16 protein-coding genes are annotated in these 15618 nt (G+C 66.7%); 5 read left to right on the forward strand and 11 right to left on the reverse strand.

What is annotated here, in order from left to right:
* Window positions 1-114 precede the first annotated feature (114 nt).
* Window positions 115-1317: a winged helix-turn-helix domain-containing protein gene (locus tag ACP150_RS21725; RefSeq protein ID WP_424968823.1), complete on the reverse strand. Its 1203-nt coding sequence runs from the start codon at window positions 1315-1317 to the stop codon at window positions 115-117.
* 75 nt (window positions 1318-1392) lie between these two features.
* Window positions 1393-2178, reverse strand: a complete 786-nt coding sequence (locus ACP150_RS21730) for a response regulator (RefSeq protein WP_424968824.1) — start codon at window positions 2176-2178, stop codon at window positions 1393-1395.
* Window positions 2179-2454: 276 nt separating this feature from the next.
* Here ACP150_RS21730 and ACP150_RS21735 point away from each other — a divergent pair, with 276 nt between their 5' ends.
* A complete protein-coding gene (locus ACP150_RS21735) occupies window positions 2455-2823 on the forward strand; it encodes a hypothetical protein (RefSeq protein WP_424968825.1) in 369 nt (122 codons plus the stop codon).
* A gap of 86 nt (window positions 2824-2909) precedes the next feature.
* The gene (locus ACP150_RS21740; RefSeq protein WP_424968826.1) at window positions 2910-3623 is read left to right on the forward strand and encodes a hypothetical protein; all 714 of its coding nucleotides are present in this window, start codon (window positions 2910-2912) and stop codon (window positions 3621-3623) included.
* Between the two features lie 372 nt (window positions 3624-3995).
* Here the strand turns inward: ACP150_RS21740 and ACP150_RS21745 are convergent, their stop codons facing one another.
* The 3 genes from ACP150_RS21745 to ACP150_RS21755 form a co-directional block, all read right to left on the reverse strand.
* Window positions 3996-4382: a type II toxin-antitoxin system VapC family toxin gene (locus ACP150_RS21745; protein ID WP_424968827.1), complete on the reverse strand. Its 387-nt coding sequence runs from the start codon at window positions 4380-4382 to the stop codon at window positions 3996-3998.
* Window positions 4379-4609 carry a type II toxin-antitoxin system Phd/YefM family antitoxin gene (locus ACP150_RS21750; protein WP_424968828.1) on the reverse strand — a complete coding sequence of 77 codons (231 nt, stop codon included), beginning with the start codon at window positions 4607-4609 and terminating at the stop codon, window positions 4379-4381. Before ACP150_RS21750 ends, ACP150_RS21745 begins: the two co-directional genes overlap by 4 nt.
* Window positions 4610-4750: 141 nt before the next feature.
* Window positions 4751-5452 carry a GntR family transcriptional regulator gene (locus ACP150_RS21755; protein ID WP_424968829.1) on the reverse strand — a complete coding sequence of 234 codons (702 nt, stop codon included), beginning with the start codon at window positions 5450-5452 and terminating at the stop codon, window positions 4751-4753.
* Window positions 5453-5796: 344 nt separating this feature from the next.
* Between ACP150_RS21755 and ACP150_RS21760 the strand changes: the two genes are divergently transcribed.
* A complete protein-coding gene (locus ACP150_RS21760; RefSeq protein WP_424968830.1) occupies window positions 5797-6858 on the forward strand; it encodes a hypothetical protein in 1062 nt (353 codons plus the stop codon).
* A gap of 271 nt (window positions 6859-7129) precedes the next feature.
* Here ACP150_RS21760 and ACP150_RS21765 read toward each other — a convergent pair whose 3' ends face one another.
* Both ACP150_RS21765 and ACP150_RS21770 read right to left on the reverse strand, forming a co-directional pair.
* Window positions 7130-8242, reverse strand: a complete 1113-nt coding sequence (locus ACP150_RS21765; RefSeq protein ID WP_424968831.1) for a ParB/RepB/Spo0J family partition protein — start codon at window positions 8240-8242, stop codon at window positions 7130-7132.
* Window positions 8239-9543, reverse strand: coding sequence for an AAA family ATPase (locus tag ACP150_RS21770; protein WP_424968832.1), 1305 nt, complete (start codon window positions 9541-9543; stop codon window positions 8239-8241). The genes ACP150_RS21765 and ACP150_RS21770 overlap by 4 nt, the downstream gene beginning before the upstream one ends.
* 468 nt (window positions 9544-10011) lie before the next feature.
* On the opposite strand from ACP150_RS21770, the gene ACP150_RS21775 reads away from it, so the two are divergent.
* Together ACP150_RS21775 and ACP150_RS21780 are read left to right on the forward strand one after the other, a co-directional pair.
* A complete protein-coding gene (locus tag ACP150_RS21775; RefSeq protein ID WP_424968833.1) occupies window positions 10012-10692 on the forward strand; it encodes a DnaA N-terminal domain-containing protein in 681 nt (226 codons plus the stop codon).
* Window positions 10693-10810: 118 nt separating this feature from the next.
* Window positions 10811-11635 carry a VPLPA-CTERM sorting domain-containing protein gene (locus ACP150_RS21780; protein WP_424968834.1) on the forward strand — a complete coding sequence of 275 codons (825 nt, stop codon included), beginning with the start codon at window positions 10811-10813 and terminating at the stop codon, window positions 11633-11635.
* Between the two features lie 138 nt (window positions 11636-11773).
* Here the strand turns inward: ACP150_RS21780 and ACP150_RS21785 are convergent, their stop codons facing one another.
* From ACP150_RS21785 to ACP150_RS21800, 4 genes are all read right to left on the reverse strand, one after another.
* Window positions 11774-12358: a ferric reductase-like transmembrane domain-containing protein gene (locus ACP150_RS21785; protein ID WP_424968835.1), complete on the reverse strand. Its 585-nt coding sequence runs from the start codon at window positions 12356-12358 to the stop codon at window positions 11774-11776.
* A 6-nt stretch (window positions 12359-12364) separates the two neighbouring features.
* Window positions 12365-12853, reverse strand: coding sequence for a twin-arginine translocation pathway signal (locus ACP150_RS21790; protein WP_424968836.1), 489 nt, complete (start codon window positions 12851-12853; stop codon window positions 12365-12367).
* A gap of 274 nt (window positions 12854-13127) precedes the next feature.
* Window positions 13128-14417, reverse strand: coding sequence for an aspartate aminotransferase family protein (locus ACP150_RS21795; RefSeq protein ID WP_424968837.1), 1290 nt, complete (start codon window positions 14415-14417; stop codon window positions 13128-13130).
* 4 nt (window positions 14418-14421) lie between these two features.
* On the reverse strand, window positions 14422-15525 hold the full coding sequence (locus ACP150_RS21800) for a mandelate racemase/muconate lactonizing enzyme family protein (RefSeq protein WP_424968838.1): 1104 nt from the start codon (window positions 15523-15525) through the stop codon (window positions 14422-14424).
* Window positions 15526-15618: the final 93 nt, after the last annotated feature.

A 15618-nucleotide genomic window follows, 5' to 3' on the forward strand; every position in this document is an offset into this window, starting at 1 on the left:
GCCCGGCGCCAAGCCAAGCACGGAACGGGCGCGCGGGGGACCGGGCTTTTTGTAACAATTGTGTCTGACACCCGGTGCCCTCCCCGTCCCCTCTGCAGTCTATCCCTATGCGATCTATGCCGCCGGCCGCAGCCAATCCTCGGCGCAGACCACCTCGGACAGCCCGGCCAGATGACGCACGCGGTTCAGCTCTGCCATCAGCCCCGCGATCCGGGCCCGCCCCATGCGCAGCCCCGCCTCGGGCCAGACCGCGCGCAGCTCCAGCACCTCGCCCACCCGCTTGGCCTCCAGCCGCCCGATCAGGCGATCCCCCTGCATCACCGGAAAGACGTAATAGCCATAACGCCGCTTGGCCTCGGGCACGAAAATCTCGATCCGGTAGTGAAACCCGAACAGCCGCTCGGCCCGCGCCCGGTCCCGCAGGGCCGGATCGAAGGGCGACAACAGGCGCACCCGCCCCGACGGCTCCGGCAGGTCGGCGGCCTGATCAAGGGCGGCCTCGGTGGTGAAGCTGCGCCGCCGCGCCCCGTCGGCCATCTCGATCTCCGCCTCGCGGATCCGGCCCGCCGCCAGCGCCTCGGCGCACCAGACCTTGGCCTCCTCCCGGGTGACGATCTCGAAAAACGCGGCCAGCTCACCGCTCGTGGCAAAGCCCAACCGCTCCAGAGCGGCAGCCATGGCCCATTCGACGGTCTCGTCCCGCGACAGGGTCACACCGCGCAGCTGCGACGGGATCACCCGTTCGGCCAGATCGTAGTATTTGCGAAACCCCTGCCGGTGACAGATCGCGAGCTTGCCGGACCGCCAGAGGAATTCCAGCGCGGTCTTGGACGGATGCCAATCCCACCAGCCCGTCGACCCCCGCGTCTCGCCCTCGCCCACATCGCGCGAACACAGCGCGCCGCGATCGGCCACATGGCGCAGGATCTGGTCCAACTCCTGGGTCCAGCCGGGCCGCCGCGCCTCGGACCAGCGGGCCTCCATCCGGGCGCTGTCGCGGGCGAATTTGAGCCGCCACATGGGGTAAAAGGCCATGGGGATGACCGAGGCATCGTGGGTCCAGTGCTCAAACGCCGTGCGATGCCGCGCCACCAGATCCTCCAGCGCGCGGGGCCGGTACTGGCCGCGCCGGGACCACAGGATCAGGTCATGGGCCCGGGCCAGCGTGTTCACGCTGTCCACCTGCACAAAGCCAAGCGCATCGAGCACCCCGTCCAGATCCGCGCCCCGCCCCGGGCCGGTCCCCGGGCGCAACAGCAGATGACGGTCGAGAAAGAGACGCCGGGCGCGGGTATTGTCGAGAACAGGTCGGGTCATGCCAACGGTCTAGCGCCTCGCGCCCCCGCAGGTCCACCGCATCGCGGCCCGATGCGCGGCCAACCCGGTGACGCGCTAGTCGAAGATATAGCCGATCCCCCGCACCGTGCGGATCGTCTTGGGCTTGGCAGGGTTGACCTCGATCTTGCGGCGCAGGCGCGACACCCGCAGGTCGATGGACCGGTCGAACGGCTCCCATCCGCGCTTATGCGCGCCTTCGAGGATCTGGTCCCGGCTGAGCGCCCGCCCCTTGTTGTCGAGAAACAGCTGCAGCAGATCGAATTCCATGGCCGTGATCGGGATCTCCTCCCCCTCCGGACCAAAGAGCCGCGCGCTCTCCAGATCGACCTGGCACTGCCCGAAGGGCACCATGCCCCCGGCCCGGGCGGTCGCGGCGGCGGTGACCGGGGCCTGCTGGCGACGCAGGGCGGCCTTGATCCGGGCCTCGAGCTCGCGCAGGTCCACCGGCTTGCCCAGATAGTCATCGGCCCCCATCTCGAGCCCGACAATCCGGTCCACCACATCCCGCGCCGCCGTCAGCATGATCACCGGCACCGAGGAATAGACCCGCATGTCGCGCAGCGCCGAGAGACCGTCCTGCCCCGGCATGTTGATATCCAGCAGCACCAGATCCGGATCGTCCCGCTTGAGGCTGGAGGTCATCTCGTTGGCATTGGCCGCCTGCAGGATGTCATAGCCCCGCTCCGTGAGGTATTCCGCCACCATCTCGCGCAGGCGCGGCTCGTCATCACAGAGCAGGATCTTGAGCGGGGCGTCGGTCATGCGCGCATCCCCCTCCTGCATGTCATCCTCAAGACCATCATCGTCATCACACCCTGCTTGCAGCTCCGGAACAGCCATCCGGATGCGGAATTGCCCCCCTCATGTCACACCCCCCAAGTGAACCATGGAACGCCCCGGGGCGAGAGGGCCTGATTTGTATCATTTGTGTCAAAGATAACGCCTTTGCGCGGAAACAGACACAACAGTTACCGGCCGCGAAATCAGAGAGATAAGCCCGACCGATAGATCAACGCCATGGCCAGATTGGGCCTGTGAACCTGCGGACCGTTTCTTCTCCGCGCGGCCTTCCGGCCGGGCGGGATCCCCGCAAACAGCCTTATAAAGGATAGTGACATGCCAGTGACCGGTTATATCAAGATCAAGGACATCCCCGGAGAGTCCCTCGGCGCGCGCGCCACCGGAACAGAGATCGACGCCCCCGAAGCACCGGGCCCGATGACGGCCGCGCTCCTGCTGCCTGCGGTGCAGCAACTCGCCCTCGACCATTTCGAGTTCAACGACACGTCGGAGAGCCCCTATTGCGTCGATCACGACCCGTCGCCGCCGAGCGGGGAAGACCTGCTGGCCAGCGCCGAGGACGAACCCTGTGACCCGTTCCTGTCCGAGTTGTCGGCCGGCACCGCCGAGCCCTGCGAGCCCTTCATTGCCGAGCTGACCTTCGGCACATGCGAGCCGCTCATCATGGAAGACGCGCTCTTCTGATCCCGCGCGCCGCGCCCCTGCCCGGTCGCGGCCTCTCCCAGTTCCGCCCTGCCCTCGCGCAGCGGCCCAACCCCAAAGGACATGCCATGAAACCCCTTCCCCTGATCGGAGCACTGCTCCTTGGCCTGCTGCCCCTCGCGGCCCAGGCCGCCCCGGTCTTTTACAGCGACCGGACGAGCTTCACGAATGACGCAAACCCCAATGGCAGCGAGAATTTCGAAGGCGAAACCGCCGGGACAAGCTTCGAGAACACGCCCCTCAATACCGGTTTCATGACCCTGACCGGCGGGCCGATCCCGATCTATCCCGATCAGGGCGAAGCGAATATCATCGCGCCCGGCGGCTCCTGCTCGGACAATTCCGACCCCAATGGCAGCAACTATGTCTGCGCCTATGCCGATGTGTTTTCCAGCATGCGCGTCGATTTCGTGGCCCCGGTCACCGCCTGGGGCGCGGATTTCCGCGATATCGGCGATGGCAGCCGCAGCACCACCGTGGATTTCCTCGACAGCGACGACGCGGTGATCGCCAGCTATGAGTTCACCAACAAGGGTGAGGGGCAAGCCTTCTTCTTTGGCGCGGTGCTGGAGGATGACGCGGCCATGAGCCTTGTCTTTCGCGCCACTGCTCCGAAGCAGCAGACGACCGACCTCTACGGGTTCGACAATGTGCTCTTCACGGTGCCGCGCGACGTGCCGCCGGTCCCGCCGGTGCCCCTGCCCGCCTCCTTCATGCTCTTGCTGAGCGCGCTTGCGGGCGGCGCCGGTTTCTCGCGCCTGCGCCGCGCCAGAACTGCCTGACACGGGGCCTTGGGCGGGCATCACCAGCGGCCCGGTCGCCATCCGGACCCGGGCCCCTCCTGTTTGAGAGCCCAGTAACGGGTGTCGGTGGCGCGGTCCGAGACCTCGGACCGCGCGGACCCGAGCCGCGGCGCACGTCGTTCAAGGAAGGGCAGGTCGCGCTCCGCAGACCCGTCCTCCGGTCCCTCGATCAGCGCAGCGGCGACACATCCAAACTAAGCGGTTTGGGCCAGGGGGAGCTGCATTTCCCCTGTAAAAGATCCGCTTTTGGCTCAGAAGCCCAACTTTGAAGCCACCTCTGGTGGCGCAGCATCACGAATGGCACGGTCCCAGTACCCCCAAAGCCGCCATGACACCCGTCTCAGGCCCCGCTCAGACCAGCACGGCTGGTCCGCCATAGGCCGCGACCTGTTTGTCCGCCGTCAGCAGGATCATCCCCTCCGCCGTGGCCTGCAGGACGAGCATCCGGTCGAACGGATCGCCATGGAGCGTTGGCAACGTGCCCAGCCCAAGGCAGTGCCGCCCATCCATGGGCAGCTCCTGATAGCCATTGGCCAGCAGGCCCGCGCGTAGCGGGCCGGGGTCGAGGGTGAAATCCGGACGGCCAAGACCGCGCTTGATCGCGACCTCCCAGATCGAGACCGCGCTGAACCAGAGCGTATTGGCCGGGTCCTTGACGATGCGGTCGGCCTTGGCCGACATCATGTCCTCGCGCAGGGCCGCCCAGATCAGCAGATGCGTGTCGAGCAGGTAGTTCACCCTTCGAACATCTTGCGGATCTCTTCCGCGCCCATGGTGTCGAAATCCTCGGGGATCTCTGCATGACCGGCCATGAAGCCCGTGCGGCGGGACCCCTGCCCCTCCAGCGCCGTGACCTTGACCAGCGGCGTGCCAGCCCGCGCGATGACGAAGGGCTCTCCGCTGCGCGCGGCCTCCACGAGGCGCGACAGGTTGGATTTCGCATCATGCATGTTCACGGTCTTCATCGGGACCTCCAAGGTTAGCCCACTAAACTTAGTCCACTGGGCTGACCGGGTCAATGGAGGGCGCAGACATGGGACGAGCGAGGGGCGTCGCATAGGTGGGCTTGGATTGGGCATCACCAGCGAGGCCCCCGGATCGCCGCATTACGCCGTAAAGAGCCCGGTGGTCTCCATCAGCGCGTCCCGAGACCAGTTGATATGCTCGGTCAGCGTGGCACGGAACAACGGCAGGTCATCCTGCCGCAACGCCTCGACAATCGCTTCGTGGTGGCGTGTTGCGGTGTCCCAGACCCAGTCGGCCTGCGGGAACCGGCTGCGCGCCGCCATCGCACAGACCTCGACCGGGTGATACATCTTGATCAATTGCGCATTGCCCGCCGCTTGCACCAGCAGCCGGTGGAAGACCGTGTCCCCGTCATGGCGCGACTCGAACTCTTCGGGCGCGCTGGCCGGGGCGCGCATCCGGGAAAGCTCCCGGTCGAGATCCTGCACAAGGGTCGCGCGCTGATAGGCATTCGCCATCTCCACGCCGCCGGTCTCGAGCAGAAGCCGCACGGCGAAGATCTCGCGCAGTTTGGCCTTGGTGAAGCTGGTCACGAATGTCCCGTGCTTCGGACGGACCGTGACGAGATCGAGCGACATCAGCATCATCAGCGCTTCACGCACGGGCGTCCGGCTCACGCCGCAAGCCTCGGCATAGGCGCTCTCGGAGATGCGGTCGCCGAACCCAAGAATACCTCGGGTGATATCCAGCCGGATCTTCTCGGCAATCATCTCGCGATCCGCCGAGCGACGTGGCTCAGGGGGAGGCGTACCGACCTGGGGTTGGGGCGTCTTCAGGGGCATAGGGCAGCCTATGCCGAAGCGGATCACTGATTCCATCCCCAATCCCCCAAACCGGCGCCCTGTTGCCGCCCTAGAGCGAAACAATAACGCCATTTTCTTTGTTTTGTTGTCACTTATAAGCCCGAAACCAGACTTGTCGCCTACGTAGTGAGCTCTTACACGCAATCTATGCTTTCTTATATACATCATAAAATTCGTTAAATATATATTAACAGCCCGCGCAGTCAGCACGGGCTCGGCGGAGCTGGTCGAACCTTCCCCGCCGCGGTGATCCGGAGCGCCGCCATTCTGCCGCGCTCCCAGTAAGGTTCCGTGCCTGGGTGGCACGGGCGTGGAGGATGGAATTGTCTAGCGAATTGAAGATCAAAGAGGTTGGCGTCAACAAGGTCAGCGCCGCAAGCGGGAATACCGGCGTCGTGGATCTCGGCGACCGGGGCAAGGAATACCATATCGATCTGGAGAGCCTCGACGCGCTCAACGTGCTCGACCACAAGCACAATGCCGATCTGCAAGCCGTCATGACCCTTGGCCAGGACGGCAAGAACTTCCAGAAGAAACAGATCGGCCTGACCGACAACGAGACCGGGGAACTTGACCCGGAGTTCGTCGCGCTGATCACCCTCGCGGCCAGCGGTGAGAGCGAGATGATCCGCTTTCTCGATGCGGGCGACGGCTTTGTCAGCATCGAGGTGGATGGCGATTGGTCCACGGATGTCTTCCGCTTCGAAGGCGACCAGATCAACAAGCTCCTCGCCGACCTGTCGGATTTCGAAGACGTTTGCGACGCGCTCGACAAGGGGCTCGACCTCAAGAACAAGACATCCGAGATCGGCGTCTACCTCTATGAGGATGACAAGGATCGAGCCTTTCACGGCAATGACGCCGATGTGGACAGCGCCGCCGTCAAGGCGATCCTCGGGGGCAGCTCCCTCGACCTGGACGAGGCGGTCGCCCTGACCGAATACGCCCTGAGCGAGGCGGGCCAGGCCGATGACGGCATCCGCATCGACTATACCGGCTCCAGCGTCATCCTGGAGATCGAAGCCAGCCGCGACACGGTGGACACGCTGGTCCTCAAGGGCGACGCCTTCTTCGAGGCGTTCAACACCACGGTCAATCTCAAGAACAACGCCTCGCAGATCGGGGTCTTTGACTACGACAATGGCAATGGCTTCTTCTCGGGCGATGACGGCAATGTGGACAGTTCCGCCGCCAAGGCGATCATCGGTGGCTCCAAGATCGACGCTGAAGAGGCGGATGAACTGGTGGCCCTTGCCCTGTCCGGAAGCGATCCGGATGTGCGCTATCTGGGCGGCGATGACGACTCCGCCATCATCGCCATCGAGGCCTCTGGCGACACCGTGGACACGATCCTGATCTCGGGCGACGCCTTCGATTTCGCCTGAGCATCAGCCACCACTCACATTGGCAGGGCGGTCCCCGTGCCCGCCCTGCCCCACTCCGCACGGGTGCAGCGCACGGCCCTGCCCCTGACCCCGAACCGTTCACAGAGCGCGCCCGGGGCGCAAACCTTCCCCGCGGGGAAGGTCCCGCCCTGCCCCGCGCCCCCCCCACTCCAACAAAAAACCTTCCCCGTGGGGAAGGTTTCAATGGGTCGTCTCGCGATCAATCCGAACCGGAGGCGTCTTGGCCAGACCTTCCCCGCGGGGAAGGTTTTCAGTCGAGTTGATCCAGGAAGCTCTGTACCGCCTGCTCCAACTTGCGCCGGTCCACCGCCGAGAAGTCACGCGCCATGCGGATCTCGACCCGCCCGTTGGCGGCCGTGCATTTGGCACGGCCATGGGGCCGGGTCATCTGGAAGGTCGTCTTGGCCTTGGTGCCCTGCGCCGCAGGCGCGCGCGGCGCGGTGACGGGCCGCGCCACCGTGCCCCCGTCCCCACCGGCAAAGCGGCGCAGCACGGCCAGTTCCTCGACGATGGAACGGTTCTCCCACGTCTTCAGCTCGGCCCGGATCGCCCCCGGCGTGCCCTCCATCTCGTCGAAGCGCGCAGCCAGCTGCACCCCCAGCGCCCGCGGGATCTCGGCCGCGAACTGCAGGTCCTCGCCCAGCTCGCGCATGACCCGGATGAAGCTGCGGATATAGCTGCGCTTGGAGTAGCTGGCCGAGCGGAACAACTCGGCCACGGCCTTGTTCGGATCCATCTCGGCGGTCCCGGGATCGGCGGCATAGTTCAGGGCGAGCTGGGCCATCTCGGCAAAGGAGATGTCCTTGCGCACGAGGTTCTCATCCACCATCCGGCGATAGAGCGCCTCCAACGCGTCGCCGGTGGCCACGATCCCCGCCGGGATCGCGCCCCAGCGCTCGGCATCGCCGGTCTCGTCCAGCAGCGCGCGATAGGCCTGCACCCGGCGAAAGCCCTGGATCAGCTCGAACCGGCCATCCTCGCGCGGCTCGACCCGGATCGGGTTGGACAGACCCAGATCCCGGATCGAGGCGATCAGCTCCGGCAGGGTCTCATCCGCGCCGGGCAAACGGTCGCGCACCAGCTTGTAGGTCTCGATCTGGTCGAGCCGGATCCGATCAACCACCAGACCGGCCTTCTTGAGGCGCACGAACTCATGGGCCAGCGCGTCATTCTCGGCCCGGATTTCCGCCTCGAGCGCGGCGCGATCCCGGGCACTGTCCGAGGATTCCGCGATGGCCGAGGCCATAGGCCCCCGGCGCGCGGGTGCGCTCGGTTCGGAAACCTTCCCCGCGGGGAAGGTCGGCTCCGCTGTGGGGGCCTCTTCGGGCATGTCGATGTCGAACATCCGGCGCTTCTTGCTCATGACCTATCCTCCAGGTTCTCCCAGGCTGCCAGCATATGGCCGCGAAACTCCGTATAGGCGGCGTCGAAGGTCGCCCGGGCCCGGCGCCATGTGCCCCGGGTCATCTCGCGGTAATCGATCTCGTACACCGATGAGAGGAAGCGCCCGGATTGTTCCACTGCGCGGGTCATCTCGATCGGGCTCTCGGCGACCCGGTCGCCGAACACCTTGCGGAAGGCGTCGAACATGGCCCGGTGCAGCTCGTTCCCGGGCTCGTAGCGGGTCATCAGGAAGCGGATATCCTGAAACACTTTCGGAAGGGTGACCTGACCGTGCGCAAAGCTGTCGGCGCCATGGGCGAGATCCTCCAGCGCCTCGGCGAGCTGGCCGATGAAGGAGGTCGTGCTGTCATATTCCCAGTAGCCCGGGCCCGAGGGGATATAGAGCATGTCGGCGGCGAAGACCGCGTTCATGGACTGGTAGCCGATGGCGGGCGGGCAGTCGAAGAGGATCATGTCATAGCTGTCATCGGGGATCTGGTCGAGGAAGCGCGAGACGGCGGCGAAGAAGGACCATTCGGGGTTCAGGTGGCGGTACTGGGCCGAGGCGAACTCCACGAAGGCGGCATTGGCGCAGGAGGGGATGATGTCGATGGTCGGCCAGGCCGTGGGCTGGATGAAGTCGCCCATGCGCAGGGCGTCGAGGCCGAGGTCGCGAATCGCCGCCGGGATCTGGCGGCGGGGCAGGGCGGTGCCGCTCTCGGCCCCGGCGACGCTGGCATTCATCCGGTCGGTTTCGTGGATCAGGTCGCGGGCCATGATGCCCCAGACCGTGTGGTCCTCGACCACGTCGCTCAGCCCCATGGAGTGGCTGAGGGTCGCCTGAGGGTCAAAGTCGACCGCCAGCACCCGGTAGCCGTCCAGTGCAGCGGCATGGGCGAAGTGGAGCGCCACGGTGGACTTGCCCGCGCCGCCCTTGAAGTTCGCGATGGCCACGCGGATCGCGCGCTTGTTCGCCGGGCGCGGGGGCAGGAGGGTCTTGCGGTTGATCTTCATCCGGCGGCGCAGCTCGTTGATCTCGGCAAGGCTGAACCAGCGCTGGCGGCCATCCTCCTCGACTTCCCCGGAGGGAAGGTTGGGGTCCGCGGCGAGGCGGCCCCGGAAGGTCGACTGGTTGACCTTGAAGATGAGCTCCGAGACCTCCCAGCTGGAAAACCGGCGCAGGGTCTTGGTGTTCTCGGGCGAGAAGGTTTGCCGTCGGATCCAGCTCTGCATCTTCAGTGATTGCGCCTGGAGCCGGGCGAGATCCTCATGGGTATACATGGTGCGACACTCCGCGGACGTAGATTTTTGGCTTTTCCTCTTTTACGCCGAATTTGCAGAAGAGCAAAACACTTCCTACGCTGTTCTCAGGTTTTGGCGCGGATCCGGGTTTTGCGAGGCGAAACAGGGGACCCGGCGCGAATCGGGGGCAGGGAGCCGAGGGACGGGTCTCTTGATCTCGGGACCAGATTTAGGGGGACATGGCGCGTGGCTCCCCCGCCTATTGGGGGACATACGAGCCCGATTGGGGGACAGACAGTATGTCCCCCAATACCATTGATACCAATATTCTCTTTCAGAATGGGGAAGGGGTGGCGCGGTGCAGGACAAATCGGTTGACAGAATCGAAGTTGCGGACGCAAATAAGCCAAGCTGACGGAAAAGCGTTGAGATAAGCGGACCGCAGCCCCCGAGAGGCGTGAGCAGTCTTCGTCTCAGCATAGCAACGCCACCCCAAAGGAGGGTGCGATGTCCCTGAAGGCTCCGGTCGGGCGCGCGGCGTCGGCCAGGAAATATGATCTGCTGTCTGCGATGATGGCGTTCGGTTTGTCGGCGGGCAAGCATGAACGCCTTTTGGTCATGCGACTGATGGCGTTGATCACCACGCGCTACAATTGGCAGCGGGACGAGCTGGCCGTGGGGCAACGGGAGATTGCCCGGCTCTGGTGTGTGGACGAACGCACCGTAAAACGCGAGATGGCCAAGCTGCGCGCGCGGGACTGGGTCGTGGTGAAACGGCACGGGGCCCGAGGCCGGGTGACGGTGCATGGGCTCGACCTCGCGCAGATCCTGCGGGACACGCGCCCGGCATGGCCCCATATTGGCCCGGATTTCGAGGCCCGGATGAACGAGGGCACAGCCCCGGTGCCCCAGAGCAATGTCGTCCCCCTCCATGGTCTGCCGGAGATCACCGCTGGCGGAGAGGTCTGGCCCGCGATCCAAACCCAGTTGCGCGAGAGCCATCCCGCGCTCTTTGCGGCCTGGTTCAGCAAGCTTGACGAGGTGGAGCGGACGGGGGACTGCCTCACGCTCGCGGCGGCCTCGCCCTTTGTCGCGACGACCGTAGCGCGCGATTATGGGGAACACCTGTTGCGTGCTGCCCAGAGCGTGGACCGCGCCATCCGCCGGGTGGAGATTGCCCGGAGCTGAGCGCGACCCGCGAAAACAGGCTCTGCACAAGGGGCTTTGCGACACTTGGCGGACTGCGCCGCGCGGCGGGTTCATGGTAAACTCAACCCGTCAGTTTTTGATGTGCGGAGGAGTTTCCATGAGACGTTTTTCGACAATTTCACTCGGTCTGGCCTGTGCAGGGCTCTGCATGGCGAGCGCGCCCGCGCTGGCGGCGACCACCCTGACCGTGACTTTCTCCTCCCTTTATAACGAGGTGGCAGACCAATGTGTCTCCAGCGGGACGGAAGGCGGGATCGCCTATCAGAATCCCGGGACCTGCGCGGCTGCGGATCACGCGGTTCTGGGCGGCGGCAAGACCGATTTCCCGGGGCTCGTGCTTGAGGCCACGGGGCCGGTGGCCTCGTTTGACCTGCTGGCGATCGAGATCATCAATTCCTTTCCCGAGGTTCTGGGCGTGCCCAGGACGGTTCTGCCGAGCGGCGTCGATCCGACCACGGCGGCGGGATATGACTATGTCTGGAACAACAACCTTTGGAGTCCGGTGGCGGTCGACAATCTCCATATGCGCGGGCTGCGGGAGGGCACGGTGGTGGCGGAGGCGTCCTATTTCATTCCCGATACCTGTTTGCCCGGTCCTGGTGGCTGTCCATCGGTGACGTTGCCCAATGGCGACGGGCCGATTGCCGGCGTGTTCGAAGAGATCGACCGGTTGGAAATCGCGGTTTTGCCCGGTTTTGGCCCGGCGACGGAGTTCGGGATCCTTGGGGATGACACCTATTGGTACACCTGCCTTGGACCCTGCGGCCGGCTTGTGCTCGACAATGTGGCGTTGCGGATCACGCCCGTGGATGGCGGCGGGCCGGTGGATCCCGGGCCCACCCCGATCCCGCTGCCGGCAGGCGGTTGGTTGATCCTCGCCGGGTTGGGCGCCCTGCGCGCGGTGGGCCGATCCCGGGACTGATCCTAAGACTTGACCGGGTGCTGTGGCCGTCGGGGACTGCACGAAACAGGCTCTAACAGGGCGTTTAGGCGCGTTTGCCCTGTGGTCTGGGTGTGATCCTTTGGCGGCTCGGGCTGTCGCGTCCGGCGCGTGCCATGGTCAGCGGCGCGCGCCCCAGCGGGCGACAAGGGCTCGGGCCACGGTCAGCCCCACCAGCAGGCAGAGGCCGAGCTTGGTGAAAAGCTCCATCGTGCCGTCGATCAGCAGGGCATGGGCGATGGTGCCGCCCGCGATCAGCGCGGCGAGGGCGAGATGCGCGCGCCGCCAGAGCCGGGGATGCAGGTGCAGCCGCCGCCAGCTTGCGGCGAGCAGGGCGGTGGCAAAGATCCCCCACATGGCGAGCACCCCCCAGATCGAGAAGGGCGTCGGCGAGGTGAAGGTCAGCGCGTCGATCACATCGGGCGGTGAGGTGATCCAGAGCCCGACCACATGCAAGATCACCGCCGCCACGAGGCTGGCCCCGGTCCAGCCATGGATCCGCCGGGCATGGGGCGCGCTCAGCCCGGGCAGCAGCCCCAGCGCCAGCAGCGGTTGCACCAGCAGCAGGCCGAGCCCGATCACCCCGGCGAAGCCCGCCGCGATATAGACCGGCTCGCGCCAGGCGAGCAGCGGGCTGAGGGCGGCTGCGCCGAGGGGCAGGGCGAGGGCGAGCCCCAGCCCGCCCCAGATCAGCGCCGCGCGCATGGGGGCTCAGGCAGGGGTGAGGACGAAATGCGCCTCGAGCGTGGTGGCGTCCCGGCGCGACATGACCGGGCGCAGGAAGACGGTTTTGAACTCGGGGCTGTCATAGGCGAGATGGCCGTGGGGCTGGCCGAAGGCGGGGACGATTTGCGGCATCTCGAGGCGGAAGACCCCGTTGGCATCGGTCAGGGTGGCGCCGTGGCTGTGCCAGTCGCGTTCGTGTCCCTCGGTGGTATGGGCCCAGATCTGGATCCGTTGGCCTTCGAGCGGGGCGCCATCGCCGGCGCGGCGGACCGTGCCGGTCATCCAGAAGCCGCCGCCGCCGATCCGGTCGACGATGGGGGCGCCGGGGCGGTAATTGTTGGATCCCCCGCGCATGGAGCGGGTGGGGGCAAGGCCGCTGGCCCGGGCCGGGCTGCGCAGACCGGTGGTGCTCGTGGCGAGGGTCGCGCCGGCGGCGGCGATGAGGGTGCGGCGGGTGAAGGGGGTGTGGGTCATGGCGGGTCTCCTGTCGCGGCTGCGGGTCGGGGGCCTGTGTTTGTGCAATGGTAGCCTGTTTCGCGTCGAAGGCCAAAGGGTTGGGACGGCGGATCGGCAGGCGGGTGCCCACATCTTCGTGAGGGCGAGGCAGGGGGTGGCATGGCGCGCGCGTTGCGCGCGCGGACGCGCCGGTGGCATCGAGGGGCCTGCGCCCCCGCGGGGTTTGCGCGGGTGGCCCGGGCGCCCAGCGGGTCCGCGCCCCTGCATGCAGGGGCGCCTGGTATGCCCGTGGTCAGGCGGTGCCTGCCGCCTGTGCGGTGGCCTCGGCGGCGCGGGTGATGGCGGTGAGCGTCCTGGACAGGTCGAGATCGCTCAGGGCGAGGCAGGGATACATCTTGCCGGGGGACTTGAAGACACCATTCTCGCGCAGCACCCGATTATAGGTGACGTTCCGGTTCGGATCCCCGTGGCGCGCGGAGCGGTAATCGAGCGGCTCGGCCTCGGTGAAGAGCACATCGAACAGGGTCGGATCCCCGCAAATCCGGTGCGCCAGCCCGACGGCCTGCAGGGCGGTGCTCTGCATCTCCTGCAAGCAGGTGCCGAGGGCGCGCAGCCGGTCATACTGACCGGGTCGGCGCAGCACCTCCATGGTCTTCAGCCCCGCCGCGGCGGCCACCGGGTTGCCCGAGAGCGTGCCCAGCTGCATCAGCCAGTTCTCGGCTCCCACGGCCTCCTTGTCGAAATGGGACATCACCTCGGCCGAGCCGCCGAGGGCTGCAAGCGGGAAGCCGCCGCCGATGATCTTGCCCAGGGTGCAGATATCGGGCGTCACCCCGTAGCGGCCCTGCGCGCCGCCATAGGCCAGGCGGAAGCCGGTGACGATCTCGTCGAAGATCAGCAGCACCCCGTGGCGGTCGCAGAGCGCCCTGAGCCCGCGCAGGAAATCCGGCCGGGGCGGGATGATGCGTTGCAGGGGTTCGACAATGATCGCGGCGATATCGCCGTGCTCGTCCATCAGCGAGGCCACCGCCTCGAGGTCGTTGAACGGCGCGATCAGCATCTCTTCGGCGACCGAGACGGGGATGCCCGCGCTGTCGGGCACGGCCTGGGGGAAGTTGACCTCGCGGGCGGGGGCGAGGCTCATCTGTGCTTCGGCGGACATGCCGTGATAGCCGCCTTCGAATTTCAGGATCTTGCTGCGTCCGGTATAGGCACGCGCGAGGCGCAGGGCGTACATGTCCGCCTCACCGCCGGAGGTCACGAAGCGCACCTGCTCGCAGCAGGGCACCGCGTTGCAGATCGCATCGGCCAGTTCGATCCCGCGGGCGTTGTTGGCAAAGAAGGTCATGCCCCGGGGGAGCTGTTCGAGCACGGCCTCCATCACCTCCGGATGGCCATGGCCGAGCAGCATCGGTCCCGAGCCGATTAGGTAATCCACGTAGTCGCGGCCATCCTCGTCCCAGACCCGGGCCCCGTCGCCCCGGGCGATCACGATGCCCGGGTCGAAATTGCCAAACCCGGCGGCGGGCAGAACCTCGCGCGCGCGGGCAATCCAGTCGGCTTGGGAATGGGTGCGGTGCATGGGATCACTCCAGGATGAGGTCGGGGGCGCCGAGCAGGTCGGGATCGGGGGCAAGGCCGAGGCCCGGCCCCTCGGGCGGCGCGATGCGCCCGGCGGCCCGCGCGGGCCCTGCCGGGGCGAGGCGCGGGGCCACATAGCCCGAGAGGTCGCAGACATTGAGCAGCCGCGCCGGGTCGGTCGCCGCGGCCAGATGCAGGGCGGCGGCCATGGCGATGTCGCTGCCCCAGGTGTCCTCGATGCACATGACCGGGCCGAGATGCAGGCAGAGATCCCGCGCCCGGCGCAGGGCCGAAAGCCCGCCGAATTTCGACAGTTTCAGGGCCACGGCGTCCAGAAGGCCAAGCTGATGCGCCGCCAGAAGAGACCCGGTATCCCAGGCCAGCTCGTCGAGCTTCATGGGCAGGCCGGTGCCATCCCGGACCCGGGCGCATTCGTCGAGGGTTTCGCAAGGCTGTTCGAGCATCACGTCGAGATCGGCCACCGCCCGCCCGACCCGGGTCGCGCTCAGGCTGGTGGTGCCGCAATTCCAATCCCCATAGAGCACCGGGCCCGGCCCGATGGCGGCACGCACGGCGCGCAGGCGGGCAACATCCTCGGCCCAGTCGCCCCCGGCGCCGAGCTTGGCCTGAAACTGGGTGATCCCTTGGGCCTGCGCTTCCTGGGCGATCCGAGCCATCTCGTCCGGATCGGTGCAGGTGATGGAGTGATAGAGCGGCAGGTCCGCCTGCTGCCGCCCGCCGAGCAGGGCGTAAAGCGGCAGCCCCGCCGCCTGCCCCGTGAGGTCCCAGAAGGCGATGTCCAGCGCCGAACGGGCATAGAGATGCCCGGGCAGCCAGCGTGCCACCTGCGCGGTCAGGGCCTCGGCCCCCAGCGGGTCGGCGCCGATCAAAACGGGCGCAAGCTCGGCCAGCGCGGGCCCGACGCCGCGCGCATAGGCGGGCAGGTAATGGGGGATCGGACAGACCTCGCCCCAACCCGTACGGCCGTCATCCGTGTCAACGCCGAGCACCACGGTCTCCACGGTCGCACAGCTTTTACCCGCCGCCATGTAATAGGTTTCATGGGAGGTGAGCGGCACATGCCAGAGGCGGATCCGGGTGATCTTCATCGCGGGACGGGGCAGGGCAGGGCCACGCGGCCTTTTGCGAGACGGGCGGCGGGACGGACGCGGCGGCAAAGGCGTTGCATCGGGCGGCTTGGG

Source organism: Dinoroseobacter sp. S375 (assembly GCF_049800775.1).
Classification (GTDB): Bacteria; Pseudomonadota; Alphaproteobacteria; order Rhodobacterales; family Rhodobacteraceae; genus Dinoroseobacter.

What these genes read in the sequence shown, in the direction of transcription:
- ACP150_RS21775 (WP_424968833.1), top strand. Translation starts at nt 10,012, where the DNA reads ATGTCCCTGAAGGCTCCGGTCGGGCGCGCGGCGTCGGCCAGGAAATAT.
- ACP150_RS21755 (WP_424968829.1), bottom strand. Translation starts at nt 5,452, where the DNA reads ATGCCCCTGAAGACGCCCCAACCCCAGGTCGGTACGCCTCCCCCTGAG.
- ACP150_RS21725 (WP_424968823.1), bottom strand. Translation starts at nt 1,317, where the DNA reads ATGACCCGACCTGTTCTCGACAATACCCGCGCCCGGCGTCTCTTTCTC.
- ACP150_RS21765 (WP_424968831.1), bottom strand. Translation starts at nt 8,242, where the DNA reads ATGAGCAAGAAGCGCCGGATGTTCGACATCGACATGCCCGAAGAGGCC.
- ACP150_RS21790 (WP_424968836.1), bottom strand. Translation starts at nt 12,853, where the DNA reads ATGACCCACACCCCCTTCACCCGCCGCACCCTCATCGCCGCCGCCGGC.
- ACP150_RS21750 (WP_424968828.1), bottom strand. Translation starts at nt 4,609, where the DNA reads ATGAAGACCGTGAACATGCATGATGCGAAATCCAACCTGTCGCGCCTC.
- ACP150_RS21795 (WP_424968837.1), bottom strand. Translation starts at nt 14,417, where the DNA reads ATGCACCGCACCCATTCCCAAGCCGACTGGATTGCCCGCGCGCGCGAG.
- ACP150_RS21735 (WP_424968825.1), top strand. Translation starts at nt 2,455, where the DNA reads ATGCCAGTGACCGGTTATATCAAGATCAAGGACATCCCCGGAGAGTCC.
- ACP150_RS21780 (WP_424968834.1), top strand. Translation starts at nt 10,811, where the DNA reads ATGAGACGTTTTTCGACAATTTCACTCGGTCTGGCCTGTGCAGGGCTC.
- ACP150_RS21770 (WP_424968832.1), bottom strand. Translation starts at nt 9,543, where the DNA reads ATGTATACCCATGAGGATCTCGCCCGGCTCCAGGCGCAATCACTGAAG.
- ACP150_RS21740 (WP_424968826.1), top strand. Translation starts at nt 2,910, where the DNA reads ATGAAACCCCTTCCCCTGATCGGAGCACTGCTCCTTGGCCTGCTGCCC.
- ACP150_RS21800 (WP_424968838.1), bottom strand. Translation starts at nt 15,525, where the DNA reads ATGAAGATCACCCGGATCCGCCTCTGGCATGTGCCGCTCACCTCCCAT.
- ACP150_RS21730 (WP_424968824.1), bottom strand. Translation starts at nt 2,178, where the DNA reads ATGGCTGTTCCGGAGCTGCAAGCAGGGTGTGATGACGATGATGGTCTT.
- ACP150_RS21785 (WP_424968835.1), bottom strand. Translation starts at nt 12,358, where the DNA reads ATGCGCGCGGCGCTGATCTGGGGCGGGCTGGGGCTCGCCCTCGCCCTG.